At 67.8% G+C, this 26,264-nt stretch carries 27 protein-coding genes; 9 read left to right on the top strand and 18 right to left on the bottom strand.

What is annotated here, in order from left to right; translation table 11 throughout:
- Positions 1-14 precede the first annotated feature (14 nt).
- The 7 genes from RJ03_RS31710 to RJ03_RS31680 all read right to left on the bottom strand — a co-directional run bounded on the left by RJ03_RS31710 (position 15) and on the right by RJ03_RS31680 (position 4,517).
- Positions 15-245: a hypothetical protein gene (locus RJ03_RS31710; RefSeq protein WP_036509738.1), complete on the bottom strand. Its 231-nt coding sequence runs from the start codon at positions 243-245 to the stop codon at positions 15-17.
- A 12-nt stretch (positions 246-257) separates the two neighbouring features.
- The gene (locus tag RJ03_RS31705; RefSeq protein ID WP_083871478.1) at positions 258-1,220 is read right to left on the bottom strand and encodes a sigma-70 family RNA polymerase sigma factor; all 963 of its coding nucleotides are present in this window, start codon (positions 1,218-1,220) and stop codon (positions 258-260) included.
- Positions 1,221-1,276: 56 nt separating this feature from the next.
- The gene (locus RJ03_RS31700; RefSeq protein ID WP_036509736.1) at positions 1,277-1,984 is read right to left on the bottom strand and encodes a hypothetical protein; all 708 of its coding nucleotides are present in this window, start codon (positions 1,982-1,984) and stop codon (positions 1,277-1,279) included.
- A 59-nt stretch (positions 1,985-2,043) separates the two neighbouring features.
- The gene (locus tag RJ03_RS31695) at positions 2,044-2,835 is read right to left on the bottom strand and encodes an SDR family NAD(P)-dependent oxidoreductase (RefSeq protein WP_036509735.1); all 792 of its coding nucleotides are present in this window, start codon (positions 2,833-2,835) and stop codon (positions 2,044-2,046) included.
- A 297-nt stretch (positions 2,836-3,132) separates the two neighbouring features.
- A complete protein-coding gene (locus RJ03_RS31690; RefSeq protein WP_157163559.1) occupies positions 3,133-3,567 on the bottom strand; it encodes a hypothetical protein in 435 nt (144 codons plus the stop codon).
- 276 nt (positions 3,568-3,843) lie between these two features.
- The gene (locus RJ03_RS31685) at positions 3,844-4,287 is read right to left on the bottom strand and encodes a GNAT family N-acetyltransferase (RefSeq protein ID WP_083871477.1); all 444 of its coding nucleotides are present in this window, start codon (positions 4,285-4,287) and stop codon (positions 3,844-3,846) included.
- The gene (locus tag RJ03_RS31680; protein WP_036509731.1) at positions 4,284-4,517 is read right to left on the bottom strand and encodes a hypothetical protein; all 234 of its coding nucleotides are present in this window, start codon (positions 4,515-4,517) and stop codon (positions 4,284-4,286) included. Before RJ03_RS31680 ends, RJ03_RS31685 begins: the two co-directional genes overlap by 4 nt.
- A gap of 168 nt (positions 4,518-4,685) precedes the next feature.
- Here RJ03_RS31680 and RJ03_RS31675 point away from each other — a divergent pair, with 168 nt between their 5' ends.
- Entirely contained in the window at positions 4,686-5,663 is a 978-nt protein-coding gene (locus tag RJ03_RS31675) for an alpha/beta fold hydrolase (protein WP_218001045.1), read from the top strand.
- Between the two features lie 166 nt (positions 5,664-5,829).
- On the opposite strand, the gene RJ03_RS31670 is transcribed toward RJ03_RS31675, so the two are convergent.
- From RJ03_RS31670 to RJ03_RS31640, 7 genes are all read right to left on the bottom strand, one after another.
- Positions 5,830-6,327 (bottom strand): cupin domain-containing protein, encoded by a 498-nt coding sequence (locus RJ03_RS31670; protein WP_036509727.1) that lies wholly within the window; start codon positions 6,325-6,327, stop codon positions 5,830-5,832.
- 122 nt (positions 6,328-6,449) lie between these two features.
- Complete coding sequence (locus RJ03_RS31665; protein ID WP_051025523.1) at positions 6,450-7,487, bottom strand: Rieske (2Fe-2S) protein; 1,038 nt, start codon at positions 7,485-7,487, stop codon at positions 6,450-6,452.
- Entirely contained in the window at positions 7,487-9,064 is a 1,578-nt protein-coding gene (locus RJ03_RS31660) for an FAD-dependent oxidoreductase (protein WP_051025511.1), read from the bottom strand. Before RJ03_RS31660 ends, RJ03_RS31665 begins: the two co-directional genes overlap by 1 nt.
- The gene (locus tag RJ03_RS31655; RefSeq protein WP_036509776.1) at positions 9,061-9,381 is read right to left on the bottom strand and encodes a lycopene cyclase domain-containing protein; all 321 of its coding nucleotides are present in this window, start codon (positions 9,379-9,381) and stop codon (positions 9,061-9,063) included. The genes RJ03_RS31660 and RJ03_RS31655 overlap by 4 nt, the downstream gene beginning before the upstream one ends.
- A gap of 2 nt (positions 9,382-9,383) precedes the next feature.
- Positions 9,384-9,725: a lycopene cyclase domain-containing protein gene (locus RJ03_RS31650; protein ID WP_036509725.1), complete on the bottom strand. Its 342-nt coding sequence runs from the start codon at positions 9,723-9,725 to the stop codon at positions 9,384-9,386.
- 9 nt (positions 9,726-9,734) lie between these two features.
- The gene (locus RJ03_RS31645) at positions 9,735-10,727 is read right to left on the bottom strand and encodes a phytoene/squalene synthase family protein (protein ID WP_083871476.1); all 993 of its coding nucleotides are present in this window, start codon (positions 10,725-10,727) and stop codon (positions 9,735-9,737) included.
- Positions 10,724-12,049 carry a glycosyltransferase gene (locus RJ03_RS31640; protein ID WP_083871475.1) on the bottom strand — a complete coding sequence of 442 codons (1,326 nt, stop codon included), beginning with the start codon at positions 12,047-12,049 and terminating at the stop codon, positions 10,724-10,726. The genes RJ03_RS31645 and RJ03_RS31640 overlap by 4 nt, the downstream gene beginning before the upstream one ends.
- Positions 12,050-12,413: 364 nt before the next feature.
- On the opposite strand from RJ03_RS31640, the gene fdh reads away from it, so the two are divergent.
- The 4 genes from fdh to RJ03_RS31620 all read left to right on the top strand — a co-directional run bounded on the left by fdh (position 12,414) and on the right by RJ03_RS31620 (position 18,795).
- Positions 12,414-15,665 (top strand): formate dehydrogenase, encoded by a 3,252-nt coding sequence (gene fdh, locus RJ03_RS31635; protein WP_036509723.1) that lies wholly within the window; start codon positions 12,414-12,416, stop codon positions 15,663-15,665.
- A gap of 2 nt (positions 15,666-15,667) precedes the next feature.
- Positions 15,668-16,573, top strand: a complete 906-nt coding sequence (locus tag RJ03_RS31630; protein WP_036509721.1) for a 4Fe-4S dicluster domain-containing protein — start codon at positions 15,668-15,670, stop codon at positions 16,571-16,573.
- A complete protein-coding gene (gene nrfD / locus RJ03_RS31625; protein ID WP_036509719.1) occupies positions 16,570-17,607 on the top strand; it encodes an NrfD/PsrC family molybdoenzyme membrane anchor subunit in 1,038 nt (345 codons plus the stop codon). Before RJ03_RS31630 ends, nrfD begins: the two co-directional genes overlap by 4 nt.
- A gap of 120 nt (positions 17,608-17,727) precedes the next feature.
- Positions 17,728-18,795, top strand: a complete 1,068-nt coding sequence (locus RJ03_RS31620) for an NAD-dependent epimerase/dehydratase family protein (RefSeq protein ID WP_036509717.1) — start codon at positions 17,728-17,730, stop codon at positions 18,793-18,795.
- Here RJ03_RS31620 and RJ03_RS31615 read toward each other — a convergent pair.
- From RJ03_RS31615 to RJ03_RS31605, 3 genes are read right to left on the bottom strand one after another with little or no spacing between them, the layout of a single operon-like run.
- Positions 18,725-19,831, bottom strand: coding sequence for a sensor histidine kinase (locus RJ03_RS31615; protein ID WP_083871474.1), 1,107 nt, complete (start codon positions 19,829-19,831; stop codon positions 18,725-18,727). The two genes, RJ03_RS31620 and RJ03_RS31615, sit on opposite strands and share 71 nt — an antisense overlap.
- Positions 19,821-20,510, bottom strand: coding sequence for a response regulator transcription factor (locus tag RJ03_RS31610; RefSeq protein WP_036509768.1), 690 nt, complete (start codon positions 20,508-20,510; stop codon positions 19,821-19,823). Before RJ03_RS31610 ends, RJ03_RS31615 begins: the two co-directional genes overlap by 11 nt.
- Positions 20,511-20,515: 5 nt before the next feature.
- Complete coding sequence (locus tag RJ03_RS31605) at positions 20,516-21,922, bottom strand: hypothetical protein (RefSeq protein ID WP_373281740.1); 1,407 nt, start codon at positions 21,920-21,922, stop codon at positions 20,516-20,518.
- Between the two features lie 114 nt (positions 21,923-22,036).
- Here RJ03_RS31605 and RJ03_RS31600 point away from each other — a divergent pair, with 114 nt between their 5' ends.
- The 4 genes from RJ03_RS31600 to RJ03_RS31585 are packed head-to-tail and all read left to right on the top strand — an operon-like array spanning position 22,037 to position 24,934.
- Positions 22,037-22,699: a glycosyltransferase family 2 protein gene (locus RJ03_RS31600; RefSeq protein WP_036509715.1), complete on the top strand. Its 663-nt coding sequence runs from the start codon at positions 22,037-22,039 to the stop codon at positions 22,697-22,699.
- Complete coding sequence (locus RJ03_RS31595) at positions 22,696-23,370, top strand: TIGR04282 family arsenosugar biosynthesis glycosyltransferase (protein WP_036509713.1); 675 nt, start codon at positions 22,696-22,698, stop codon at positions 23,368-23,370. The genes RJ03_RS31600 and RJ03_RS31595 overlap by 4 nt, the downstream gene beginning before the upstream one ends.
- Positions 23,367-24,533, top strand: a complete 1,167-nt coding sequence (locus RJ03_RS31590) for a molybdopterin-dependent oxidoreductase (RefSeq protein ID WP_083871483.1) — start codon at positions 23,367-23,369, stop codon at positions 24,531-24,533. Before RJ03_RS31595 ends, RJ03_RS31590 begins: the two co-directional genes overlap by 4 nt.
- Positions 24,530-24,934 carry a hypothetical protein gene (locus RJ03_RS31585; protein ID WP_051025507.1) on the top strand — a complete coding sequence of 135 codons (405 nt, stop codon included), beginning with the start codon at positions 24,530-24,532 and terminating at the stop codon, positions 24,932-24,934. The genes RJ03_RS31590 and RJ03_RS31585 overlap by 4 nt, the downstream gene beginning before the upstream one ends.
- Before the next feature lie 19 nt (positions 24,935-24,953).
- On the opposite strand, the gene RJ03_RS31580 is transcribed toward RJ03_RS31585, so the two are convergent.
- Positions 24,954-26,069, bottom strand: coding sequence for an aminotransferase class I/II-fold pyridoxal phosphate-dependent enzyme (locus RJ03_RS31580; protein WP_157163558.1), 1,116 nt, complete (start codon positions 26,067-26,069; stop codon positions 24,954-24,956).
- Between the last annotated feature and the right edge of the window lie 195 nt (positions 26,070-26,264).

Raw genomic sequence — 26,264 nt, 5'->3', positions numbered from 1 at the left:
CGGCGGCACTCCGATCAGTGCGATGAACAATTGCCAACGCCACAGAGGCCGGCGGCGATACCGAACAGCCGGGCGCGTTCTGATTGCTCAATCTGCCGATCGTCTCGATGGTCGGGTGCGTGACGGTAGATCTGCCGCATCACACGGTCGGCGGCGTCGACCGAGCCGAGCATGAGACAGCAGAACAGCCGCAGCTGCGTATCGAGTGTCGCACCACATGCGGCGGTGTTTTCCGGTTCGGACATGCTGTCGCCGTCTCAGAGTCCGAATAGCGGAAACAACGATGCGCCGTGGAACGCGACGATCCGGGCGACGCCGTCGGTCGTGAGAGTCAGGACGTGCAGCGCGTGGGGGTGATAAGTGCCGTCGCCACCGCGAGCGTAGACCGCGAAGGCGGGCTGTCCGTTGGCTGCAGCGGCGACCAGCGTCGCAGGCCCGATCACGCGCATCTGCTTGGTGAGAAAAGCGACGATGGTATCGCGCCCTTCGAACCAGGTCGTGATCGGCGGCATCTCCCACCTGGCGTCCTCGGTCAATACCGCGACGAGTTGATCGACGTCCGCTGTTTCGAACGCGGCCACGTATCGGTCGAGCAGGGCCCGCAACTGTGGCTCGGCGGGTTCGGTCAGCTCGTCTCGCCGGACCGGGACCTGGGTTCGGGCACGTTGCAGCGCGCTGTTGACGGCCGCAGTCGTCATCTCCAGCAGTTCCGCGACCTCGGCGGCGCGCCATTGCAGTACGTCGCGGAGAATCAGCACGGCCCGTTGTCGTGGTGGAAGCTGTTGTAGTGCTCCGATGAGCGCGAGCCGCATCGTCTGTCGTTCCACCACGACGGTCGCCGGATCGGCCGGTGCGGTGGTGAACAGGAAATCGGGTATCGGCTGAAGCCACGGCACCTCCCGAGTCGGTGCGTCGAGGGCGGCATCCGAGTTTGTCTGTGGGGCAACCAGATCCGCGGGCAGAGGACGGCGTCTGCTGTTGTCCAGCGCCTTGAAACATGCCCGGGTCGTGATGCGGTACAGCCAGGTACGCAGCGACGATCGTTCTTCGAAGCGGTCGTAGGCACGCCATGCCGCGAGGTAGACGTCTTGCACCACCTCTTCGGCATCCTCGACCGAGCCGAGCATGCGGTAGCAGTAGGCGAGCAGCTCACGCCGGAACGGCTCGCTCAGCCTTTCGAAATCCTTGTCGCCGGCTTCGGCTTCGGTCATGGTCTGCATGATCCGCTCCGGTCGGTGTTGTTCATCGTGACATCCTCGGTGGGAAGGAATTCGAATCAGCGGACGACGATGTCGGCCATGTCGATGGCGACGAAGACGATCCGGTCGTCGCCCATCGGGGCGTAGGCGCGCCGGGTGGCGGGGATGACGACGCCGTCGATGGTGCGGTAGTCGCCGGCATACAGCTGCGACTCGACGGTCCGGCCGACGATGTCGATGGTGAAGTCGTGGCGGCGCAGCAACCCGTCCGGGCCGAAGCAGAACACCTGCGTGCGGGTGTGGCTCTTGATGTGATCGGGGAATGTCACGCGAAGTCGCCGCCATATTTCGCCGTCGGCTTCGATGGGGGCGATCTCCTCGCACACGAACCCCGGCCAGGTGAACAGGAACGGCGTATTCAGATATGTCCAGACTGCTTCGCCGGTGAAATAGGCGAGATGTAGGTCGTCCCATGGTGTTTCGAACTGGTGGCCTTCGAACGACCGCTCCGGGTCGTCGCGCGTTGCGACAACCGTGCCGATCGGCTGCTGCACGACGACACGGTCGGGTTCGAAGACCGATCTGCGGTCCTGGCCGACGAAGTCCATCGTCAACCGCTCCCGCGTGGTGTCCACCTCGACGCGGACGTTCCGCAGGGTTTCTCCTTGTCCCTTGATCTGCCAGAATGCCCCCGTGATAGCGGCGTCGACGACGATCGTGTCGAGCCGGTTCCATCGATCCATGCCGCCGTGCGCGGCGACGGCGTGCGCCAGTAGCTCGTTCATTGCATGTGCTCCTCCGATGACCCGCCCCGGCATCGGCATGGTGGTCGGGGCGGTTGAGGTCAGTCGACGATGATTCCGCCGGTCAGGTTGGCGACGGTGCCCGTCATCGCCGAGGCCCGGTCGGAGGCGAGGAATACTGCCGCAGCCGTGAGTTCGGACAATGCGGTCAGACGCTTGCGATGGGTCATCGCGCCTGCGGCCGCGATCATCTGGTCCTTCGTGATACCGATGGCGTCGGCGTGCAGCCCGTACACGGTGTGGATGACCGGTGTTTCCGGCATGCCGGTGGTGCGCAGGCAGATCGTGCGCACGCCGTGCTGAGCCCATTCGGCCGACAGGGCCCGGTTGAGACCTTCCATCGCGGCCCAGCCGACGCTCATGCCCCCGACGAGAGGCAGCGGCAGGCGGGCCGGTTCGGGTGTGTTCATCATGATCACCCCCGACCGCTGGGCGATCATGTGCCGCGCGGCGGATTTAGCGGTCACGAAATGAGCCCGGGTGTACGTCGTGATCGGGCGCAGGAAATTCTCGACCGGCAATTCGGTGAGCGGGATTCCCTGCAGGTCGCGCGGTGAGATTCCGATCGCGTTGAACGACACGTCGACGCTGCCCGCGTCGGCGACGACGGCAGCCAGGTGGTCGGTGACCGCCTTCTCGTCTCCCGCGTCCACCACGTCGGTCTCGGCCGCGCCGCCCGCCACTGTGATCTCCTTCGCGACGGTATCGACGACGTCGAGAGTGCGCGCGGTCAGAAACACCCTGGCGCCCTCGTCGGCGAATGCGCGGGCCACCGCGCTGCCGACCGCGCCACCCGCGCCGTAGACAACGACGTTCTTGCCTTGCAGCAACATAACTTCCTCTTTCCGTTGTTCATGTCGATCACGTCCTACCTATGCAGAGGCGAGCGCACCCCGAAAATCATCGGTGTCCGTTCCGGCCATATCTCGAGACGACGACCGGTGTCGGGCCGTCGAGAAGACCCGTGGCGTAGGGCGGGACTGCCGGGCTGTCGGCCAACGATGTGGTTGCGGCGGCGATGGTCGAAGGCAGCTTCTATCGCCCGTTTGCGGACGCGCGGTACGAAAGCCCTTCTCGCTCAGTCGTGTACCGACACCGACCTGCTCGATGAGGTCCAGGCGCGGTGTGGTTCAGATGAAGGGCCATAGGTCGGCGTCGCGGTGGGGTTTGGCCAGCAGGCGTGGATCTTCGGCCGGGTACAGCCACCGGACCGGCACCCGGATGGTCTCGAGGGACGGCACGCGGGCCGGGCGGCCGGTGCGGTCGACCAGCATTCCCACCACTCGGTAGCCCTGGCCGGCGGGCAGGCCGAGGTCGGCCGCCTGGCCGGAGGTGAGCGCGATGTCGGTGTGGGCGCGTTCGATGAGCCGAAGCCCTTCGGCGGTCGCTGGGTCGGTGTCGCGGTCGACGCTGGTCACGGTGAGCCGGAAGCGGGCGCCGGCCAGAAGCCCGGCGACCCATATCGGTGTGCCCGGTAGCTCGCGTTCGGGGTAGCGGGCGATCGGTAGTCGGTGGGGGACCAGGACCACGTAGGTGTGCCCGATCTCCACGTCACGGGCTCGCACTCCTCCAGAATCGCCTTTCGGACGCGACGGTGCAACCAGGCATCAGCGCCGCTGCTCCGGTTCGACCGAGCACCTCGTATGTTGTTGTGCCGCAACGGTTCACCTGCCGCCGCTGAACCGCCCCTGGCGGCCGGTGGGAATCGCAACGGCGCGGTGATTCGCCGGCATCGGCACCTTCGCTGTCGGCGCCCCGGCCGGAAGCCCGGTTCGACGCCGCGCCGGACTGCGAGGTAGCCGAGAGCGGGCGAACGGGCCGCTGCCGTGCAGGTGAGGTGGTCAGAGTTCCCGGGTCAGGAGCCGGCGTCCGTCGTCGTGGAAGCCTCGTGATCGGTAGAAACCGTCCAGGTGGGCGTCGTCGCGGCCGGTGGGTGCGATGACGAGTTCGAGGTGGTGGCACCCGCGGGTTCGCGCCCACGTGGCACCGTCGTCGATCAGGGCCGTGGCGACACCGTGGCGCCGTGCCGCCGGAATCACATAGAGGTCCTCCAGCTCGGCGATGAGCCCGTGTTCCAAGCCGAAGCTGGTCGTGGTGACCGCGAAGCCGAGCAGACGATCGTCGTTGTCGGCGACGCAGACCCTGGCCGTGTCGGATTCGGTCAGCGACAAAAGGTTTCGGCGTAACACGCTGTCGGGCGTAGTGAACCCGCCCTCGGCGTAGAAGGCCACGACGAGCGCGAACAATCCGTCGAAATCTTCGGCGCGTGCCGCAGCGATCCTCACACCGAACCGGTCTCGCCGGTCGGTCCGGCCGCCCAGCGTGCCTGCGCCCGCCGGACACTGCCCGGTAGAAGCCGGAACAGCAGTTTGGGTACCGCGCCGCTGAAGACATAGGTCTTGCCGTCCTCGACCACGGTGTACTTCGACTTGCCGGTCGGCGCTCGTTCGACACCGGCGACACTGACGGCGAAGGCGCACTTCCCGTCGAACTCAGGAGGCTGATCGCTGGTCATAGGGCCCTCCACGGTCGTTCGGTCGTTTCCTGTTCATTCTCCGCCTGCGACGACGCACGGTCCGAGTCGGCGCTGCACCGTGAAGGGGGCTCGCCCGCGGAGCCGATTTCGTGGACGCTTGCGGAATCGTTGCGCCGCAACGCTGCCGTGGGTAATCATGGAGAGGCGGTGGCGGTTCCGATCGTCGAAGTGGACCATCGCGATTCTCCGATTCACGAACACCCGAGTGCAGCTCGTCCTGCAAGCTCCGCGTTTGCCATGGTCGTCCACAACTTCGGGAGGTTTGTCATGAGCGATGCGATCGACAGATTCGCCGGCCTGTCCAAGGTCACCATGTGTTACCGCGACGAGGGTGACCCGGCAGGGGAACCGCTGTTGCTGATCATGGGTCTGAACTCGCAGTTGATTCATTGGCCCCAGGAAATCGTCGAAAACCTCGGCGTCCGCGGCTACCGCGTGATCCGCCCCGACAACCGCGACAGCGGTCTCACCGAGTGGACGGCCACGCCGGGCCCGTACTTCTTGCAAGCGATCGCGAGCGACACCGTCGAACTGCTCGATCACCTCGGGATCGAGAAGGCTCACGTGGTGGGCGCTTCACTGGGCGGAATGGTTGCCCAGCTCCTCGCGATCCAGCATCCCGAGCGGGTATGGTCGCTGTGCTCGATCATGAGTACGCCACACTCCAGCATCGGTGCTCCCAGCGACGACGTACGCGAGGAGATGCTCGAGCCTCTGCCCCCCGATCGCGAGGAAGCGATCGAGCAGATCGTTGCCCTGTACGCCCTCATCGGCTCGAAGACCTACGCCGCCAGCGAACGCGAGCGTCGCTACGCCGTCGCGACCCTGGCATACGACCGTGCACGCGGTCGCCACCCCGACGGACCGTTCCGCCAGATGTCGGCGGCCCTGATGGCCCCGGACCGCACCGAGCGCCTGCGCGCGCTGCAGGTGCCGACCCTGGTCATCCACGGCGCCGAGGATTCGCTCATCACGATCGCCGGCGGCGAAGCGACCCACGCGGCGGTCCCCGGATCGACCTATCTGCCGTTGGCGGCGATGGGCCACGACCTGCCCGCCCCGCTGCTCGACGAGATCGTGACAGCCATCGACGCGAACGCCGCCCGCCGCCCCGCGGTCGTGTAGACCGCGCAGCTGTCACCGGTAACCGATAGAGGCATCGCCCTGGGCGGCGGAGGTCTGGCCGGCCCAACATGCGTGCGATATCGTGGCGCTCCACCACAGTGAGGGACCCGGCGGATCCGTGCCGCCGGGCCCCTCTTTTGCCGAAACGCGGCGGCTTCGCGGATGCTCAGGCGTCGGCGAGCTCATTTCGCCAGACGGGGCTGTCGACGTAGTGGTTGTCGTAGCGTTGCGAGCTCGCCTGGATTTCTTCGACGCTCGCCTCGCCGCGATGAACCCGTTCGAGCAGCCGGTAGTAGTCGAACCGGTGCAATCCAGGAGTGAAGACCACGAGCAGTTCGGCATCGGTCCCCGCGGCCGGGGCGAATGCGTGGGGGACTGTGGGCGGCACCGTCAGGAAGTCACCTTGTTCGAGACGAACGATGTTCTCGCCCAGAAGGATCCGCACGGATCCGTTCAGCACCAGGAACATTTCGGTCGCGGCGGTGTGGAAATGGGCCGGCGCGCCGGGGGAGCCCTTGCGCAGGGTCGCCTTGTTGGCGGTCAGCGCGCCGCCGGTCTGTCCGGCGTCGGCGAGCAGGGTGATCAGGCTCAGCGCGCCGTCCTGGAGGTTCTCGGCCTCATCGGCACGTACGAGGACGGGGGCGGTCTGCGCGGAAGCGGTCATCGGAGCTCCGTAGGTTTCGGCGGGTGCGGCACCCGGTGGTGCCTGCTACAGAGTCGACGGAGCAGACCCGCGGACTGTGACATCGCGGTGAGTCGGGGTGAAGCTGCCGCAGGCCGTGATCGTCACGCATGTGGTTGCGGCGGCCGGGTCGATGACTTCGATCGGCGCAGATGGTAGCGGCGCTCGGCGTAGGCGAGGTCATCGCGCCACAGGCGCCGCATCGCGTAGTTCATGAACGGTCGCAGCAATGGCGTCGCCCGGCGCGCATACCGGAAACCCGGACGTTCGGAGTCGGCCACGACGGCTTCGACGACGGCGGTGCGGGGCAGGCCGTCGGAGCCGGGACTCAGTGGCGTGGCGTGGGTTTCGACGACGCTGCCCACCCCTTCGCCGGACACGATCCGCATCACGATCGTGCGTGGATCCGGGCTGGTGAACTCGGCCTCGACGGGTACGCCGATGCCGCGGGCTACTCGGAAGGTGACCGCCAGAACGAACCGGTGGTTGTCCGCGGTGATTCCGGTGCGCGGCGGTGTCCGGGTCACGTGCAGGCGGGCGAACGAATAGGGATGGAACCAGGCGCCGTGCCAGGGGTCGAGCCGGTTGGCGATGATGTCGGCCGGTTCGCATACCCCGATCAGGCGGGTGACCGCGTGCACGGTGCAGTCGGCGGGTCGGGCGCCGAGTATCGGTGCGTCGGTCGGGGTTTCCTCACCGAGCGCGTCCAACCGCACCCAGGCCAGCACACCGTCGTCGTGACTGGGGAACGGACACCAGCGCGCGGATCCGTTGTCGCCGACCCGCATACCGTGCCACCGGCAGATCAGCGTGGCATCGTCGACTCGCGCGGTCGCCAGGTCGGCGCCCAGATGAGGGCATGCTCCGGGGCCCACGTGCAGTGTGTTGTCCCCGTCGCGCCACGCCACGATCTCGACCCCGCCGACGGTGGTGCCGTAGGGCCGGTCGCGGCGAATGCTGCGGCTGGCGGCGAAGGCGTACCAATTCCCCGAAGGCCGCTGCTGCGACCACCGCAGCACGGCACCGATCAACGCGGGGTTCGCGTCGCGGTAGGTGGGCTTCTGTTGTCCCCATTGTTCGGCGGAGAACCGTTGCAGGGGAGAGCGTCCGGATCGCCGGGACGGCTCGGGACCGGTGCTCATCAGGATGTCCTCCCGCGCGTAGCGAGTGTGCGCAACGCCCATGACCGTCCTCGGGAGGGCACCGTATGCAGATCGTGCCCGGCCGCACCCCACCGCGCCAGCAGGGTGTTGGCGGCGATCCATCCGGTCGTCGCGGCGCGTTCCATCAAGGCCACCGGAAGATCGACCCGGATACCGTCTCCCGCGAGTACGAGCTGCGGATGCGGTGTCGTCACCCCGGGTCTGCGCGCGAAGTCTCCGGGGGCGAAGCGAGGGCAGTCCTGCCGCCACAGCGTGGTTCGTCCCACGATCCGAGCGGGGGCTGTTTCGGGGTAGATCTCGTGCAACCGCTCCAGCAGGCGCTTTTCGGTGACGGCGCGAACGGCTGTGCCGTCGTGCACCGCATAGGCGTGCAATTCGACGACGCTACCGCCGGTCTTCGCCGCCCACGCCGCGGCCTGCTTCTCGTAGCGGTGCACGACGCTGATGTTGTCGAGCGGATCGAGATTGCCGGTGCCGAGGAAACTCGGTCGATCCGCACGCACCGGGCGATCGAGCCACAGTCGCTGCACTGCGAACGACGGTGCGGTAGCCAATTCGGTTACGCGTGAACGCCATTCGGTATTGCCCAGTTCCGGTGACGCGGAAACGAGCCGTTTCAGCCCGCCCACATCGGTCGCCAGTACCACGGCGTCGGTGTCCACTGTGGCGTCGTTGTCGTCGATCACCCGGAAACCCGCGCCGCGGGGTTCTATCCGCTCGATCGTCACGCCGGTATGGAACTCCGTGCGGCCGGGCCTGCCGGGAACGCCTGTCGCGCGGAGATATTCCGCCAGGGGGGTCCACAGGCCGACATCGAAATTGTCCCGCGCGACATCGAAGAACAGGCCCTCGCTGGAGCCGAGGAAGTAGATATGAAACATCATGGCCAGCTCCGCCGCCGACATCCGGCCGGGCTCGATGAAGAAGCTGCGGGAAAATACTTCGAAGGCGAGATGGCGGGCGGCGTCGGGAAAGTTGATCGCGCGCAGAAAGGTTTCCGCATCCAGGTGGTCGAGTCGGTCGAAGATTTCCGGCACCGAGACCGTGGCCAACGGGGCGGCGGCGCGAGGGTCCATGCGCAGGAGGTCACGCAGGCGAAATGTCGGACTGCGCAGGGCGAAGGCGAGCGCGTTCCACGGTGGTGTCCGGGGGAGCCCGCGGAAGGTGTCGCGGCGGCCCCGGTCGTCGACGAGCGGGTAGTCGTCGAGCCGAAGCAGGCGAGTATCACTGCGCGCCAACAGTTTACGCAGATTGTAGTACTGGGCGAAGAAGGCGTGGAACCCGCGGTTCATGCCGACCTGTGTGCCGTCGTCGAGCTGCTGGGTCCAGCCGCCCACCCGACCGCCGAGGTATCGCTCGCGTTCGACCACCTCGACTCGGAAGCCACGTTCGGCCAACCCGGTGGCGGCCGCCAAACCCGCGATGCCGGCGCCCACGACCACCGCGTGGGGCGCTCTCCCTTCCTGCCCGAGATCCCGTCGGCCCGCAGCGGCCGGGTAGTGCACTCGCCGATGGTCGCGGGCTTGGTCGATTGGGGGCGTCGCGTGGCGTGTCATCGTGCGGGTTCCCGTCGCCGAGCCCGTTCCCAGGCCAGCAGAACCGATGTCACCAACGCGAAACCGAACAGGAAATCCTCGACCGGGATATCCCAGGGGAATCGCAGACCGAGAATCTGGTCGGTGTCGTACCGTACGATCGGCGCGTTCAGCTTGGTCAGCCAGCCGTCCACCGGGATCTGGACGACGAGCACGATGATCATCGTCAACCAATACGCCGGCCGGCGGAACAGTCCGGTTCGCAGCCACACATATTCCGCCGCGCAGACCACCACCAGTGCGCACACGGCAGGCACGGTGTATCCGATTCCGTGCAAGGTCATTTCTGCACTTCCTTTCCGGCACGGCCGCGCGGTCGAATGGCCAGCAGCCTTTCGACCGCGGAGAAGGTCAGCAGGCCGCACAGGGGGATGACGATGAAAAACAGCAGTTCCTCGAGCGGGATCGCGCCGGGCAGCCGGACCCCGACGAGGTAGCGCGCGGAGAAATCCCAGACTCCGGCGGCGATCGCAATGAGATCCCAGACGACGAACACCAAAGCCGGTGTCAGAGCCGCGGCAAGCCGGCGGGGCCTGCGATACACACCGGAGCCGAGGAATTCCAGTGGCGCCGTGGTGATCAGGCAGGCGGCCAGCACCAGAAAATACTGCCATCGATCCATGCCGGTTCCTCACTCCCGGCCGGGTGATTCGGTGGTGGTGGACGCCCGACGCGCGGTTTCCGCCCATCGCGGTGCGGGAGGCGACGATCGGCGAGCCAGCCAAGCCCGCACCATGCCGGCAGCGCCGACGTGCGCCTTCCGGGCGGTCGTGACGGTGGCCCGACGACCGAAAACCTCGAATTCCGCCGCGGCGATCCGATCGAGAATTTCGGAATACAGCGTCAACGCCGCGGCAACACACGGGCGCGATCGCGGGGCCAGGAGTTCGATCCCGCCGCGCGCGAATTCGTATATCTCACGGGTGATCTCGTGCTGGGCGATCAGGGCCTGTCGTACTCGCGGCTCGATGCGGCCTCGACGGCGGCACCAGGCCAGCAACTCCCGGTCGACGCCGTGAGCGGCCAATTCGTCGGCCGGTAGATAGACGCGGTTACGTGCGAGATCTTCGTCGATATCGCGCAGGAAATTGGTGAGCTGGAAGGCTTTCCCGAGTGCGGCGGCGTACGGGGCTGCGGCCGTTTCCGATTCGACGGTGCCCAGGACCGGCAGTAGCTGTAAGCCGATGACCTCGGCCGACCCGTACACGTAGCGGTCGAGAGCGGCCCGGTCCGGGTAGTCGGTGACGACCAGATCCATACGCATGGAAGCCAGAAAGGACTCAAACAGGCCGGCGGGTATCCGGTAGCTTTCGGCGGTGTGCCGCACCGCCGCGAGCACCGGGTCGCCGGACATCGCGACGTCGGCGAATCGCGTTGCCAGCGTGTCCAATTCGCTTCTACACCGGTCGGCGGTGCGCTGTGGGTCGATCTCGTCGACGATGTCGTCGGCGCGGCGGGCGAACCCGTAGAGCGCATGGACGGCAGGTCGTTGATCGGGGGCCAGCAGCCGGGTGGCGAGGAAGAACGTCTTCCCGTGGCGCGCGTTGATTTTCCGGCACAGTCGATACGATTGCCGTAACGCGGGGTCGAAGATGCCGGCCGCGTCGAGCTCCGCGCGTGTCATGACGTGCGCCGATCGGCCGAGACATCCATCGACGGAAGGGGCGGCCCCGAGGGAGGTCGGTTGCCGGCTACTGCGGCGAGCTGCTCATCGATCGTCTCGAAGGGAGTCGTGCGCGCCATCGCGTGCGCCAATCGGCTTGCCGCACTACGAAATCGGGGCGTGGACAGGACCCCGTTCACGGCCTCGGCCAGAGCAGCGGGGCTCGGATGTCCGGTGCCGAGGTCGATGCCCGCACCGGTGTATGCCACCCGCGCCGCGACCTCCGGTTTGTCGGCCGCGTCGCCCGCGACGATCAGCGGCACGCCGTGGCTCAGCGCCTGCTGCACGCCGCCGTACCCGCCGTTGGTGATCATGACCGCGACATGCGGCAGCAGCCGCGCGTACGGCAGCAAGCCGGCCACGTACGTATTCGCCGCGACGGGCCGAATCTGCGTCGGCGCGCCTCCCGTGCAGGCGACAACCGCCACGTCGGTGCGGCCCGCCAGGGCGGACAAGGCCGGCCGGATCAGCTGCCCGAGATCGCTGTTGTTCCACGTCCCCTGGGTTACGAGCACGACCTTGCGCCCGCCGGACAATGCTTCGTCCCACCAGCCGGGCAACGCCGCCTCCGATGGGGACCCCGGAACGGGGCCGGTGAAGACCACTGAGGGTGGCAGGTCGCGGCGGGGATATTCGAACTCCGGCACGGTGAATTGGAGCATTCGCTCGGCCAGGATCGGCCAGTCCAGCGGATATATCGGGGATGGTGCCACGCCGAGCTCCCGCAGGATGGCGGTGAATGCCGACTGATCGCGACGAAACAGGACTTTGTGGACGACCCGGTTCATCATCGTGTAGTCGCGGCCGGCCGCCGGCTGCCAGCCGATACCGAACGGTGCGCTGTCGGCGCTGCTCAGCATCAGCGGGACCACTCCGCACACCACAACCGGTGGCCGCTGCCGCGCGGCGAGCAGCAGTGGGATGGCGCCGGTGAACATGACGTCGGCCAGCACCACGTCGGCGCGCGAGCGCGCCAGTTCAGCGGTGAGTGCGCGATATTGACCCGCGAGCGGCGCCAGAAACCCGGAACGCATCTCGGCCCGTCCGGTTCGCCAGCGCCGCGCCAGCCCCGGCATTCCAGCGGACGGCTCCGGGACGCGCACGACCTGGGCATCTGCGGGTAACGGCGCGAAGGGCACATCCGATGACTGTGCCGCGGTGGCGAAGGCCGCACCGCTGAGCACGCGCACCTGATGGCCGCGGCGCCGCAGATCGGCGGCGACGGCCAGCATCGGCGCCACATGCCCCGGAATCGGGGTGGCCGCAACAAGGTACCGGGCCACGCGGGATTTCCCTTCCACGATCTGCCGCCGCCATCGGTTCGAACATGTCCGGAAGTGCTGAACGGCATTCACCGACCGCCACGAAACCAGCGTGGCAACGCGCGGATCACGCGATGAGCGCCGCGTCGATCACATCGGCCAGGGACTTCCGAGACCGAGACATCCGAATCGGGCTTTCCGGCCCGACTCGACCCGATCATACGTCGAACGATGCAAACTCGATGCAACATCCGCCGGGATCGGCACCGCCGGATCACTGCCCCGCCACACCGCGTCGACGCCGGAACTGTCGGTGCGCCACGTTTGAGTCGCGAGATCGCGGGTAGCCCGGCGAGGACTTCGACGTCCGAGCCGAGGAGGCGCGGTGGGTGTACGTCAGTGGATCACGGAGTGGCCGGTCTACCGGCAATTGACCGGCGAAGATCCCCTCGGCAAAGCGGCCGCCGCGCAGTCCGGGCACAGTCGATCGTTGCGGGCCAGAACGACCGAGGCAGACCGTGTCGTCACGTCGGTGTGCCCGTACTGCGGGGTGGGGTGTTCGCAGAAGGTCTACGTCAAAGACGAGAAGGTCGTTCAGATCGAAGGCAATCCGGACTCACCGGTCAGCCGCGGGCGACTGTGCCCGAAAGGTGCTGCCAGCCTGCAGTTGACGACCGGGGAGGCGCGGCGGCATCAGGTCCTCTATCGGCCGCCGCATGCCACCGACTGGCAACCGATCAGCCTCGAGCGGGCCATGGATATGGTGGCGGATCGAGTGATCGCCACTCGGCGCGAATATTGGCAGGACGAGGTCGACGGCAATCGCACCGCCCGCACCATGGGTATCGCGAGTCTGGGCGGCGCCACGCTCGACAACGAAGAGAACTATCTGATCAAGAAGCTGTTCACCGCGCTGGGCGTCGTACAGATCGAGAATCAGGCCCGGGTCTGCCACAGCTCGACCGTCGTCGGCCTGGGCACCTCCTTCGGTCGCGGTGGGGCAACGACCTTCCTGCAGGACCTGCAGCACGCCGACTGCATCATCATCGAGGGATCCAATTTCGCCGAGTGTCATCCGGTCGGCTTCCAGTGGGTGATGGAGGGCAAGGCACGCGGCGCGGTGGTCATTCACGTCGATCCCCGGTTCACGCGCACCAGCGCGCTGGCGGATCTGCACGTCCCGATCCGCGCGGGCACCGATGTCGCGTTTCTGGGCGGGATCATCAATCATGTTCTCTCCCAGGACAAGTACTTCCGGGAATTCGTCGTCAACTACACCAATGCGGCGACGATCGTCGATGAGGAGTTCGAGGACACCGAAGACCTCGACGGCCTGTTCTCCGGTTTCGAACCCGAGGCCCGGCACTACAAGAGCGCCGAATGGCAATACGAAGGCGTCGACGTGGCCTCGGCGTCGGGTCAGCGTGGCCGTGGATCGGGTGAGCCGCACAAGGAAGACGACGTGCGTTCCGCCGGCCGCCCGGAGCAGCACGGTATGGGCGGCGCGGCTCTGGAGGGCGAGTTCGTCCGCGACGAGACGTTGCGGCATCCGCGCTGCGTCTTCCAGATCCTCAAGCGTCACTACGCCCGTTACACGCCCGACATGGTGCACCGCGTCTGCGGCATCCCGCCGGAGACCTTTGCCGAGGTCTGCCGGCACCTGACGGAGAATTCGGGCCCCGAACGCACCAGCGAATTCGTCTACGGGGTCGGCTGGACTCAGCACAGCACGGGCAGCCAGTTCATCCGCGCCGCCTGCGTGCTGCAGATGCTGCTCGGCAATATGGGCCGGCCCGGCGGCGGTATCCAGGCCTTGCGCGGGCACGCCAGCATCCAAGGCTCCAGCGATATCCCGACGCTGTTCAACCTGCTGCCCGGCTACATTCCGATGCCCTACGCGATGCCGCGGCAGAGCCGCGCCGATTTCGTCGACTCCCACGCCGCCCGTATCGGCTTCTGGGCGAATATGGACGACTATCTCGTCAGCTTGCTCAAGGCGTGGTGGGGTGATGCGGCGACCGCGGACAACGAATTCTGCTTCGACTATCTGCCCCGGCTCACCGGATCGCACAGCACCTACGACACGGTCTTCGAACAATTGGAAGGCCGGTGCAAGGGTTATTTCCTGTTGGGCGAGAACCCGGCCGTCGGCTCGGCGAACGCCAAACTGCAGCGGCTGGGCATGTCGAATCTGGATTGGCTTGTGGTGCGCGATTTTTCGTTGATCGAGAGCGCGACCTGGTGGAAGGACGGCCCCGAAGTCGAGACCGGTGAGATCCGTCCGGAGGACAATGCCACCGAGGTGTTCTTCTTTCCCGCCGCCGCGCACACCGAGAAGTCGGGCAGTTTCACCAACACCAACCGCCTGCTGCAGTGGCACGACCAAGCCGTCGAACCCGGCGGTGACGCCCGCAGCGACCTGTGGTTCACCTATCACCTCGGGCGCATCATCCGCGAGAAGATGGCCGGTTCCACCGACCCGAGAGACCGTCCGATCCTCGATCTCACCTGGGACTACCCGACATCGGGCGATACCGCCGAACCCGACGCCGACGCCGTGCTGGCCGAGATCAACGGCTTCGACGGACAGGGCAAGCCGCTGGACAGCTACACGCAGTTGCGCAACGACGGCTCGACCACGTGCGGATGCTGGATCTACTGCGGAGTTCGCAAGGACGGCGTGAACCAGGCAGCGCGCCGCAAACCGCAGACCGAGCAGGACTGGGTCGCGCTCGAATGGGCCTGGGCCTGGCCCGACAACCGGCGGATCATGTACAACCGGTGTTCGGCCGCACCCGACGGATCCCCATGGAGCGAGCGCAAGAAGCTCGTGTGGTGGGACGCCGACCAGCAGAAGTGGACGGGCCTGGACGTGCCGGATTTCCAGGCGGCCAAGCCGCCGGACTACCGGCCCGGCGACGATGCCGCAGGTGTGGACGCGTTGTCGGGCATCGACCCGTTCATCATGCAGGCCGACGGCAAGGGATGGCTGTACGTCCCGGCCGGCCTCGCCGACGGCCCGTTGCCGACCCACTACGAGCCGCAGGACTCACCGGTGCGCAACGAGCTCTACGGTCAGCAGCGGAGTCCGTCACGAATGGTGTTCTCCAACCGGCACAATCGCTACGCACCCGACGCCGGCGATGCCGGTGCTCGGGTCTACCCGTATGTGGCGACCACCTACCGGCTCACCGAGCAGTTCACCGCAGGTGGAATGTCGCGCTGGACGCCGTATCTGTCGGAGCTGCAGCCGGAGATGTTCTGCGAGGTCTCACCCGAACTCGCCGGCGAACGCGGCCTGATCAACGGCGAGTGGGCGACGGTCGTCAGCCCGCGCGCGGTGATCGAGGCCCGGGTACTGGTCACCGATCGGATGACGCCGCTGATCGTGGCCGACCGCACGGTGCACCACGTCGGCCTTCCGTACCACTGGGGACCCAACGGACTCAGTACGGGAGACGCCGCCAACGAGTTGTCTTCGGTTGTGCTGGACCCGAATTCGCATATCCAGGAGGTCAAGGCGTTCACCGTCGACATCCGCCCCGGACGTCGCCCGCGCGGCGCCGACGCCACCGCGATGGTCGCCGACTACCAGCGGCGAGCAGGAGTCACCGACAAGACCGGCACGGGAGTGTGAGCATGGATTTCGAACGAGACCTGACCGCCGACGACCCGCCGCACGACGGTGGCTACCCGGACCGGCAGCCGCGGATGGGATTTTTCACCGATACCACGGTGTGCATCGGCTGCAAAGCCTGTGAGGTGGCGTGCAAGGAGTGGAACCATGTTCCCGACGACGGCTTGAACTTCACCGGCATGTCCTACGACAACACCGGTGGGCTGGGCGCCGACACCTGGCGCCACGTCGCATTCGTCGAACAACGCAAACCGATTGCGGCGCAAGCGAATACCGCCGAGGTGGTCGATCTCGGGATGCCGAGTTCCAGCAAACCGGGAGACGGTGACGGGCAGCGGGGCGAGTTCCGCTGGCTGATGTCGTCGGATGTGTGCAAACACTGCACGCACGCCGCATGCCTGGATGTCTGCCCGACCGGCGCGCTGTTTCGTACCGAGTTCGGAACGGTCGTGGTGCAGCAAGACATCTGCAACGGGTGCGGCTACTGCGTGCCGGCCTGCCCGTACGGCGTCATCGACCAGCGCGAGGACGACGGCCGGGTATGGAAGTGCACGCTGTGCTACGACCGGCTCGGGGACGGAATGGAGCCTGCCTGCGCCAAAACCTGTCCCACCGAGTCCATCCAGTTCGGCGAACTGTCGCAGCTGCGCGAGCGCGCCGAAGAACGCGTGAGGCAACTCCACGACGCCGGCGTGACGGATGCCCGGCTGTACGGCGAGGATCCCGATGACGGGGTGGGTGGCACCGGGGCGTTCTTCCTGCTGCTCGACAAACCGGAGGTGTACGGCCTGCCGCCGGACCCGATCGTCACCACCCGTGATCTACCGGCCATGTGGCGCAATGTCGGTATCGCGGCGTTGGGCATGCTCGCCGGCCTGTCGGCGACGTTCGTGAAGGGGCGGCGATGAGCGAGCACGAGAGGCGGACCGGCATTCCGCAGGATCCTTTCGCGCCGCCGGATCGGATGGCCGTCACCGGAGATGTGGGTCGGTTGCCGCGCCGCCGGCGGGGGCGCGGCCGGGGCGAGAAGAAGATGGTGCCCGACGCGCACTTCGAGTCCTATTACGGCAAGCCCATACTCAACAAGCCGACGTGGGAGGCACGCGACATCGCCGGTTACCTGTTTCTCGGTGGCCTGGCAGGTGGATCGTCGGTCCTGGCGATGGGCGCGGAGCTGACCGGGCGTCGAAAGATGGCCCGCGCCACCAAAATCGGCGGCCTGGTCGCCATTCTCGCCTCGCTGGTGGCGCTGGTCCACGATCTGGGCCGACCGGAACGATTCGTTCGGATGTTGCGGGTCTTCAAGCCGAGTTCGCCGATGAGCGTCGGTTCCTGGATTCTGGCCACCTACGGTCCGCTGGCGGGAGTCGCCGCGGCCACGGAGGTCACCGGGTGGTTTCCCCGCGTCGGCAGGGCCGCGACCGTCGGTGCCGGCTTCGTCGGCCCTGCCGTCGCTTCCTACACCGCGGCGCTGATGTCGGACACCGCGGTGCCGACCTGGCACGACGGGTATCGCGAGATGCCGTTTCTCTTCGTCGGCTCGGCCGCCACGGCGGCGGGCGGACTGGCGGTCCTCACCTCGCCCACGAGCGAGACGGCACCTGCGCGCCGGGCCCTGATCCTCGGTGCGGCGACGGAATTGACGGCGGGCGAACTGATGAGCCGCCGGATGGGTTTATCGGCCGAGCCGCTGCACCAGGGGACGGCGGGACGAATGATGAACGCCGCCAAGGCATTATCGGTGGTCGGTGCGCTGGCCGGGGGAGTGTGGGGCCATCGCTCGAGGACCGCTGCGATCATCGGTGGTGCCGCCGCGTTGGCGGGCTCGGCGTGCACCCGCTTCGGCATCTTCCACGCCGGCGTCACATCCGCCGAAGACCCCAAGTACACCGTGTTCCCGCAACGAGAACGGCTCGCGCACCGTGAGAGTGTTCCCGACTGAGGACCGGCACCCCGGGCCGCGGGCCGGTGGCGGGGTTGTCAGGGCGTGCGAATGTGACGGTTTGCTTACCTGTGGCGCTGCGGACCCGCGACACGCCGAGCGGGTGGCCACAATCTCGGTATGCGGATTCTGCTGACCGGCGCGGCCGGGTTTATCGGATCTCATGTGTGGCGGGCGCTCAGCGACGCGGGGCACGAGGTGGTGGCGGTCGACGCGATGCTCACCGCGGCGCACGGCGACCGGGCCCAGCCGCCGGACGGCCTGCATCGCGTCGACGTACGCGATCAGGATGCGCTGGACCGCTTGCTACCGGGCATCGATGTGGTGTGCCATCAAGCCGCGGTGGTGGGGGCGGGGGTGACTGTGCAGGATGCGCCCGCCTACGCCAGTCACAACGATCTGGGGACCGCGGTACTGCTGGCCGCGATGGACCGGGCCGGTTGCCGCCGGCTGGTGCTGGCGTCGTCGATGGTGGTGTACGGCGAAGGGTGTTATCGCACAGCCGATTCCGTGGCGGTAACGCCGTTGCCGCGGCGGCGTGCGGACCTCGAGCGTGGCGTATTCGATCATCGCCACCCCGATACCGGCGCACCACTGCGGTGGGCGCCGGTGCCCGAGGACGCACCACTCGATCCGCGCAGCCTGTACGCCGCCAGCAAACTCGCCCAGGAGAACTATGCCGCGGCGTGGGCCACCGCCACCGGCTCGACGGTGACCGCGCTGCGCTATCACAACGTCTATGGCCCCGAAATGCCCAAGGACACACCGTATTCCGGCGTGGCCGCGATCTTCCGGTCGGCGCTGGAGGCCGGTTCGGCGCCACGCGTCTTCGAGGACGGTGCTCAGATGCGCGATTTCGTGCATGTCGGGGATATCGCCGTCGCCAACCTGCGGGCCGTCGAACAGCCGTTGGACGGGTTCACGGCGCTGAACATCGCCTCGGGACAGCCGATCAGTATCGGCGCGGTGGCAGCGATCCTCGCTCGCGCCCACGGTGGTCCCGAGCCGGTGGTGACCGGCGAATTCCGTGCGGGCGATGTGCGCCATATCGTCGCCGGACCGGATCGGGCACGTGAACTGCTGGGCTTCACCGCGGCGATCGACCCCGCGCGGGGTCTCACCGAGTTCGCCACCGCGCCCTTACGGGCAGCGGCCGGGGTCGGAGCGCCGCAGTGGCGGCACTGCTGACCGGTGTGACAGCGTCGGCAGCGTCGAGCAGTAGCGGTAGCCGAATCTCGAAGCGGGCGCCGTCGCCCCGGTTCGATGCGGTGATCTCACCGTGCTGGACCGACAGCAGACCGGCGGCGATCGCCAGCCCCATACCACTAGCGCTGCCCTCGGCCGCCGGGGAACGGGCGGCGGTGCCGCGATAGCCGGCCTCGAAGATGCGGGAAAGGTCCGCCTCGGCGATGCCGGGACCACTGTCGTCGACGCGCACCCACGCACTGCCGTCCGCGGTGCCGGCCGAGATGTCGATGCCTCCCTTCGGCGGGGTGTGGGCAACGGCATTGGCGACGAGATTGGTCAGCACCCGGGTCAGCGCCTGGTCGCTGCCGGCGACGGTGATTGCCGTATCGGGTTGCAGGGCGCGGAGTTTCACTCCCGCGCGGGCGGCCGCCGGTGCGTTGGCGGCGACCACTTCGTCGATGAGTTCGCGTAGATCCAGTGGTTCCACGTGCAGGCGCAGGGCCCCGGCGTTGATCTTCGACATCTCGAACAGGTCGTCGACCATGCCCGACAATCGGGTGGTCTCGCGCACGACTTGCGTGCCGTAGCGTTCGACGTCGCCGGGCCGGTCGACCACCCCGTCGGCCAGCGCCTCGCCCATCGCCCGGATCCCGGCCAGCGGGGTGCGCAGATCGTGGCTGACCCAGGCCACCAGTTCACGCCGCGACGCCTCGGCGGCGCGTTCCTGATCGAGCATCTGTTTCTCCCAGACCAGTTGCCGCGCCTGCGCCCGGCCCAGCACGACCGCAGCGGGCACCGTCACCGCGGTGACCACGACGAGGACCACCAACATCTTGGCCAGCGCGTCGGTGAACATCAGACCGCTGACCGCGAGGAAACCGCAGAGGGTGGCCAGCGTCGGAATCAACACCAGAATCACCATCGACAGCCCGAGGGCCCGGTTGCGCATGGCGCGCAGCAGCATCGCGCCGAGGGCCACGACCGGCACCGATCCGGCCAGGGCCCATCCGATCAGTCCGGCAACATCATTCGGCACGGTCGACTCCTGTCCCGGCGCCCCAGGCGTAGCCACGCCCCCACACCGTTTCGATCCGGTGGGTGTCGCCGAGTTTGGCACGCAGACGTTTGACGTGCACCGTCACCGTCGACTGGTCGCCGAAATCCCAGCCCCACACCTGCGCCAGCAGTTCCGTACGGCTGAACACGCGCTGCTGATGGGACAGCAGAAAACACAACAGGTCGAATTCGCGCGCTGTCAGTGAGACCGGCCGTCCGGCGACATCCACGGTCCGCGCGGCCGGTCGCACGCGGATCTCGCCACTGCGCAGCACGCCGGCCGTCGGTGGCGGCGCATGGGTGCGGCGCAGCACCGACGCCACTCGCAGCGCCAGCTCCCGCGGACTGAACGGTTTCGTCAGGTAGTCGTCGGCGCCCGCGGTCAGCCCGAGTACTCGGTCTTCCTCCTCGCCGAGGGCGGTGAGCATGATGATCGGTGTCTCGGGACGCTCGCCCTCGCGCACCGCCCGGCACAACGCGATGCCGTCGGGCGCGGGCATCATCACATCGAGAACGGCCAGGTCGATATCACCGCCGGTCAGGGCGCGTTCGGCTTGCACGCCGTCGGCGGCCTCGGTGACCTCCATGCCGTCGCGTTCGAGGTAGCGGCGGACCACCTCACGCACTACGGGGTCGTCGTCGGCGACGAGAATGCGCATCGCGCTCACCAATTCGTGAGGACGAGGTGGGCCAGCACCAGGGTGCCGATCGCTTGAACGGCCAGCCAAGCGCGAGCAGTGCGCGCCGGCAACAGGGCGGTTGCGCCGATCACCCAGATGTCGAACGGCAGCCAGATCCGCTCGGTTTCGGCCTTGCTCAGGCCACTGAGATCGGCGAGCAGCAAGCCGCTCAGTGCCGCCAGGGCCAATAGCGCGGCCGGATCGGCGCGGGTGCGCCAGCGCGCGAACGCCGTTGCCGGAGCGGCGCGAATCTCCGCCGGTGCGGGCACACGCAGGGCACCCGGCAGTCGATGCAACGCCGCCGCGGATGCCAATCCGACCGCGCACACAGTGGCCGCCAGATTGCCCCAGATCCAGTAGGACACCGGTCGCGTCGTCGCTATGCCCTGGTAGTAGCGCTGCACCACCAGGTGATATCCCTCCAACCACCAGAAGCCGGACAGGGTGAAGGCCGCGATCACCGCCAGCACGCCGAGCACCGCGGGCCACACCGCTCGCACACCGCGCAGCAGCGCCACCGCGGCGGCCGGGACGGCCATCAGGACCAGCCCGTAATTGAGGTAGATGCCGAACCCGAACAGCACCCCCGAGCCGAACAGGATCAGCGGGCGTGACCGCGGGCCACCCACTCCGATCGCGAGTGCGGCCACCGCCCAGGCGGTCACTCCGGCGAAGAACGCGTCCGCGGAGACCGCCAGCCAGATCGCCGCGGGAGCGAGTGCGAGATATGGTGTGGCCGTGCGCGCCCGGTCTTCGGCGCCCAATGCCCGCATCGCCACCAGCACGGCCACCGACGCGCTGCACCCGACCAGAACGCACAGCGTGGAAGCCCATGCGCCGCCGCCCAATCCGATCCGGTCCAGCCAGACGAACACCAGCAGTGCGCCCGGCGGATGACCGGACACGTGGGTGGTCCACGAGTCGGGCTGATAGTCCAGGATCCGGCCGGAGAACCCGCGCAGCATCGCCGGGATGTCGTGCACTCCGCCGACCTCGTGCAGATATTCGTGCATCGTGGTGAGCCGGCCGGCGAAACCGCGCTGCCACCCGTCGACCATGGCGAGGGAGAACGCCCACGCGAGCGCGGTCACCCAGGTGCCCAGCAGCAGACGATGCCAGGGGAGCGCGGCGGCGAGCTTCGGGCCGTAGAGGATGACGGCGACGGCGAGCACGATCGCGGGCCCGGTACCCCATCCGAGGTGCGGAAGCCAGGAGCCGAAGATGGGCGCCGCCGCGGCGTAGAGGGAATCGCGATAGTGCGGCGTGCTGATCCTCGGGACGACGAAGGCGGCGGCGACGAGGATCGCCGCTGCCGCCGCGCAGAGGATGTCGGCGCGCACGCCCGATACTCGCCGTGTCTGCGATGCGGTGCTGCTGCGGGTATCGCTCACCCGTTCACCGTAGGTCTCGACGCCACCAGCGGGCACCGCCGCAATCGCGTCGTCATACTTTCGTCACCTGTGTCACCAGCCCTTTTCGCGGCGATCGGCCTTACGGTCGACCCTGTGACCCCAGTCGAAACCAGTAGAGATCTGACCGTGGTGATCCCCTGCCGGAACGAAGCGGGCGCGCTACCGGGCGTCCTGTCGGCGGTTCCCCCGGAATATCGAGTGGTCGTGGTGGACAACGGTTCGACCGACGACACCGCCGCGGTGGCGCGTGCCGCGGGCGCGACGGTGGTCGTCGAGCCCGTACCCGGCTACGGCAGTGCCGTACAAGCGGGAATCGCGGCCGCGACCACCGAACTGGTGGCCGTCCTCGACGGTGACGGTTCGATGGCGCCCGACGAATTGCCATCGCTGGTGGCCGAACTGGGCCCCGGCGTCACCATGGTGGCCGGGCGCCGCCGCCCGGTCCGCGACGCCTGGCCGTGGCATGCACGCCTCGGTAATTGGCTACTGGCGCAGTGGCTGCGGCGTCGCTACGCGTTGCCGGTCCACGATCTGGCCGCGATGCGAGTGGTTCGCCGCACGGAGTTGGTGGCGCTGGGCCCGTTACATCCGCGGTCGGGATATCCGCTGGCGTTGCTGGCGGGGGCGGCGCGGGCCGGATGGCGGATCGTCGAGCGTGATGTCACCTACCGCCCGCGCACGCACGGCGTGTCGAAGGTTTCCGGTTCGGTACTCGGGACGGTACGTGCCGCCCGCGACTTCTGGAGTGTGCGATGACAGTTCTGCCGTTGACACTGCTGGTGGTGGCGAAGGCGCCGGTCGCCGGATTCGCCAAGACCCGGTTGACTCCGCCGCTGTCCCCGGCCGAGGCCGCGGATCTGGCCGCCGCCGCGCTTCTGGACACGCTGGCCGCGGTCCGCGACAGCGGGGCGGCGCGGGGTGTGGTCGCGTGGACCGGCGACTTGCAGCGGGCTTGTCGTGCCCGCGAAATCGGTTCGGCACTACACGATTTCGATGTGGTCCCGCAGCGTGGTGACGGTTTCGGTGTGCGGTTGGCCAACGCGCACGCGGACGCGGCTCGTCTCGGGCTGCCCGTCCTGCAGATCGGAATGGACACGCCCCAGGCCGGGCCGGCGCTGCTGGCCGAGTGCGGGGCGCGGCTGCTGGCTGGCCCGGATGCGGTGCTGGGGCCGGCGGCCGACGGCGGCTGGTGGGCACTGGGCCTGTGTGATGTGCGCGCGGCGCGAGTACTCGCGGAGGTGCCGATGTCCACCGATCGAACCGGTGATCTCACCCGAGAGGCGTTGGCCCGCAACGGTTGCCGCGTCGCGATGCTGCGCGAACTCAACGATGTCGATCTGTTCACCGATATCGCCGAGGTGGCCGCGGGGTGCCGCGGATTGTTCGCGGCGGCGGCCGAATCGCTCACGGCGGCGCGGCGCCGATGAGTACCGACCACGACCGCCGGTTGCTTCTGCCGGCGGCGGTCGGTTCTCGCATCTCGCCGGCCCGCTCGCCGTTCGTGGCCGCGCGGATCGGCGTCGCCATCGCTGTGACGGTCACGATCTGTTTCGTCACAGGTCTGATCAGCCACTGGATTCAGCATCCGCCGGACTGGTTCCGGTGGCCCGCTCACCCGATATGGCTCTATCGTGTGACTCAGGGAACCCACGTGATCTCGGGCGTGATCACCATTCCACTGGTCCTGGTGAAGCTGTGGTCGGTATATCCGCGGTTGTTCGCCCGCCCCGCGATCGGTGGTCCGGTGCGGCTGGCCGAACGGGGTTCGATCGCGGTACTCGTCGCGGCGATGCTGTTCCAGCTCGCGACCGGGCTGTTCAATATCGCTCAGTTCTATGCGTGGCGGTTCTTCTTCACCACAACGCATTACGCGATGGCCTACGTCGCATTCGGTGCGCTCGCGATCCACCTGGCGGTGAAACTGCCGACCGTCCGGGCCGCCCTCGGCGGTGCCGCGGTGTCCGGCTCGGGGTCGGAGGGCCGGCCGGGGGAGCAGACCGTCTCGCGCCGAACAGTGCTCGGCGCGGCGGCCGTGTCGGCCGGGCTGGCGGGGTTGTCGGTAGCCGGGCAGTCGGTGCCGTGGCTGCGCCGGCTCTCGGTGCTGGCGCCGCGAAGCGGCATGGGCCCGCTCGGCGTACCGGTCAACCGCACCGCCACACAGGCTTCGGTCACCGAGCGAGCCCTGGATCCGGGGTATCGACTCGCGGTGAGCGTGGCACGCGGGTGCCGCACATTCTCGCGAACGGAGCTGGCGCGGTTACCGCAGACCACGGTGGATCTGCCGATCTCCTGTGTGGAGGGCTGGAGCGTGTCGGCGCGCTGGACCGGTGTCAGGCTCCGGGACCTGCTCGCGGCCGTGGGCGACTACCGCGGCGGCCCGGTCGGCTTTCGATCGCTGGAATCGGTTGGCCTCTATAATAGTTCGACCCTGCCGCACAACTTCGCGATCGACGACGCGACCCTGGTCGCCTTGCGACTCAACGGGTCCGATCTGGATGTGGATCATGGCTACCCCTGCCGCCTGATCGCGCCCAACCGGCCCGGTGTCCTGCAAACCAAGTGGCTGTCGGCGATCGAGGCACTCGGATGAACGCCGTGCGAGTGCTGCTGGCCGCGGCGGGTATGGCGTCTGCGGGCTACGGCATCAGCCTTGTGCTGCAGATGAATACGACCGATCTGAAGTCGATCGCGGTGTGGTCGGTAGGGCTGCTGGTGTTGCACGACGCCGTCTTCGCGCCGCTGTCGGCCGGCGTGGGCGTCTCGGGCCGGCATCTGATTCCCGGCTCCGTGCGCGGGCCGGTCACCATCGGGGTCGTCGCCACCGTGGTGCTGGCGATCGTCAGCGTTCCGGTCATCGGACGCGCGGGTGCGGTGGCGAATTCGACTGTGCTCGACCGCGATTACGGTGCCGGCCTGGCTGCCGCACTGGCAATTGTCTGGGCCGGTGTCGGTGTCACGGTGCTGTGGCGCATCCGGCGCTCGCACTCGTGACGGTCGGCGCGGGGCGCTGTCAGCGGCGGTATTCGGCGTGGACCTGTGCGCATGCGGCGATGATGCGTTCGATCTGTTCGGCGGTGAGCGCGGAATGCAGCGACAGCCGAATCAGCGACTTGCCCCGAGGGGTCGCGGGCGGACAGAAGGGAGCGCCGAGGACGCCGTGTGCTTCCAGGATGGCGCGCACGGCACGGCCGCCGGCTTCGGTGCCGGTAGGTAGTGAAACGATGTGACTGTCGGTCCCGGCCATGTCGAACCCTATGTGGGCGAGGGCCTTTCGGACGGTGCGGGCGATGTCGCGGAGCCGGGTACGGCGACCGTCCTCGGCCCGGATCACCTCCAGAGTGGCGATCAGCCCGGCGATGTCGTGGGACCGCAACGCCGAGGAGAAGATCGCGGGATGGGCCACCGACTCGAAATAGGGGGCGAAGTCGCGGTCGAGTGCAGTGACCAGTCCGGCCCGGCCGACGAAGGCCTTGGCGAGACTCGCGGTGCGGAACGGCACCCGGGACGCGAGGCCGAGTCCGACGACCGCACCGGCGCCGTGCGGGCCGTCGACGCCGAGAGAGTGCGATTCGTCGACGACGAGTACGGAGCCGGTCTCCTCGGCGACGTCGCACAGCGCGGCCAGGGGGCTGCGCGTGCCGGTGGTGTTGTCGATCGCGTCGACGGCGATGATGCCGGGACCATGGGCGCGGATCTGTGCGGCCAGCCGGGCAGGGTCGTTGTCCCCGAAAATATGTAGCGGCGCGGCCGCGGCGAGGGCAGCCTGCCGCCAGGACATGTGCGTGTTCTCGCCGACGTGTATCGGAATGCCCGGCGCGGCAATGGCTTGCAACAATCCGATGTTCGCCGCCCAGCCGGATTGGCACACCACCGCCGCCGCACTCTGCGTGTAGTGCGCCAGGCGCCGCGCCAGCCTGCCGGAATCCGCCTCGTCGGGGGCGAGGAAGGACTCGGTCATGGCGGTTGTGATGCGACTGTCGTCGGACAGCGCCAGGTAGTCGCTGGTCGACAGTGCGATGTCGGTGGTGGCGGCCGCGGGCCCGCGCAAGAACAGCCTGGCCTCCCGCAGATCCGCCGCATGGCCGCGCTCGATGTGTTGCTGCACGCGTTCGGCGACAGTTGTCACCTCAAATCTCCTCGGTAGGTCGCCCTCGTCGTTGTGATTCGCCCGGTATTGAGGTGCCCTGCCGCTACAGCGTCATGGGCGGAAGTCCCTGATGATCATCGCGCACTCGGAGCGTGACATGCCCCACGACGCGATGACGAAACCATGACATCAGGCCTTCGGCGGCCAGGCTCGATTGCTCAGCTCCGGTGACTG

This window comes from Nocardia aobensis NBRC 100429 (assembly GCF_000308375.1).
Lineage (GTDB): Bacteria > Actinomycetota > Actinomycetes > Mycobacteriales > Mycobacteriaceae > Nocardia > Nocardia aobensis.
This window is presented reverse-complemented; position numbering and strand designations above follow the sequence as displayed.

Excerpts from the sequence above, each read along its gene's own strand:
- RJ03_RS31710 (WP_036509738.1), bottom strand. The coding sequence starts at position 245 with ATGTCCGAACCGGAAAACACCGCCGCATGTGGTGCGACACTCGATACG.
- RJ03_RS31705 (WP_083871478.1), bottom strand. The coding sequence starts at position 1,220 with ATGCAGACCATGACCGAAGCCGAAGCCGGCGACAAGGATTTCGAAAGG.
- RJ03_RS31700 (WP_036509736.1), bottom strand. The coding sequence starts at position 1,984 with ATGAACGAGCTACTGGCGCACGCCGTCGCCGCGCACGGCGGCATGGAT.
- RJ03_RS31695 (WP_036509735.1), bottom strand. The coding sequence starts at position 2,835 with ATGTTGCTGCAAGGCAAGAACGTCGTTGTCTACGGCGCGGGTGGCGCG.
- RJ03_RS31680 (WP_036509731.1), bottom strand. The coding sequence starts at position 4,517 with ATGACCAGCGATCAGCCTCCTGAGTTCGACGGGAAGTGCGCCTTCGCC.
- RJ03_RS31670 (WP_036509727.1), bottom strand. The coding sequence starts at position 6,327 with ATGACCGCTTCCGCGCAGACCGCCCCCGTCCTCGTACGTGCCGATGAG.
- RJ03_RS31665 (WP_051025523.1), bottom strand. The coding sequence starts at position 7,487 with ATGAGCACCGGTCCCGAGCCGTCCCGGCGATCCGGACGCTCTCCCCTG.
- RJ03_RS31660 (WP_051025511.1), bottom strand. The coding sequence starts at position 9,064 with ATGACACGCCACGCGACGCCCCCAATCGACCAAGCCCGCGACCATCGG.
- RJ03_RS31650 (WP_036509725.1), bottom strand. The coding sequence starts at position 9,725 with ATGGATCGATGGCAGTATTTTCTGGTGCTGGCCGCCTGCCTGATCACC.
- RJ03_RS31645 (WP_083871476.1), bottom strand. The coding sequence starts at position 10,727 with ATGACACGCGCGGAGCTCGACGCGGCCGGCATCTTCGACCCCGCGTTA.
- RJ03_RS31630 (WP_036509721.1), top strand. The coding sequence starts at position 15,668 with ATGGATTTCGAACGAGACCTGACCGCCGACGACCCGCCGCACGACGGT.
- nrfD (WP_036509719.1), top strand. The coding sequence starts at position 16,570 with ATGAGCGAGCACGAGAGGCGGACCGGCATTCCGCAGGATCCTTTCGCG.
- RJ03_RS31620 (WP_036509717.1), top strand. The coding sequence starts at position 17,728 with ATGCGGATTCTGCTGACCGGCGCGGCCGGGTTTATCGGATCTCATGTG.
- RJ03_RS31610 (WP_036509768.1), bottom strand. The coding sequence starts at position 20,510 with ATGCGCATTCTCGTCGCCGACGACGACCCCGTAGTGCGTGAGGTGGTC.
- RJ03_RS31595 (WP_036509713.1), top strand. The coding sequence starts at position 22,696 with ATGACAGTTCTGCCGTTGACACTGCTGGTGGTGGCGAAGGCGCCGGTC.
- RJ03_RS31590 (WP_083871483.1), top strand. The coding sequence starts at position 23,367 with ATGAGTACCGACCACGACCGCCGGTTGCTTCTGCCGGCGGCGGTCGGT.
- RJ03_RS31585 (WP_051025507.1), top strand. The coding sequence starts at position 24,530 with ATGAACGCCGTGCGAGTGCTGCTGGCCGCGGCGGGTATGGCGTCTGCG.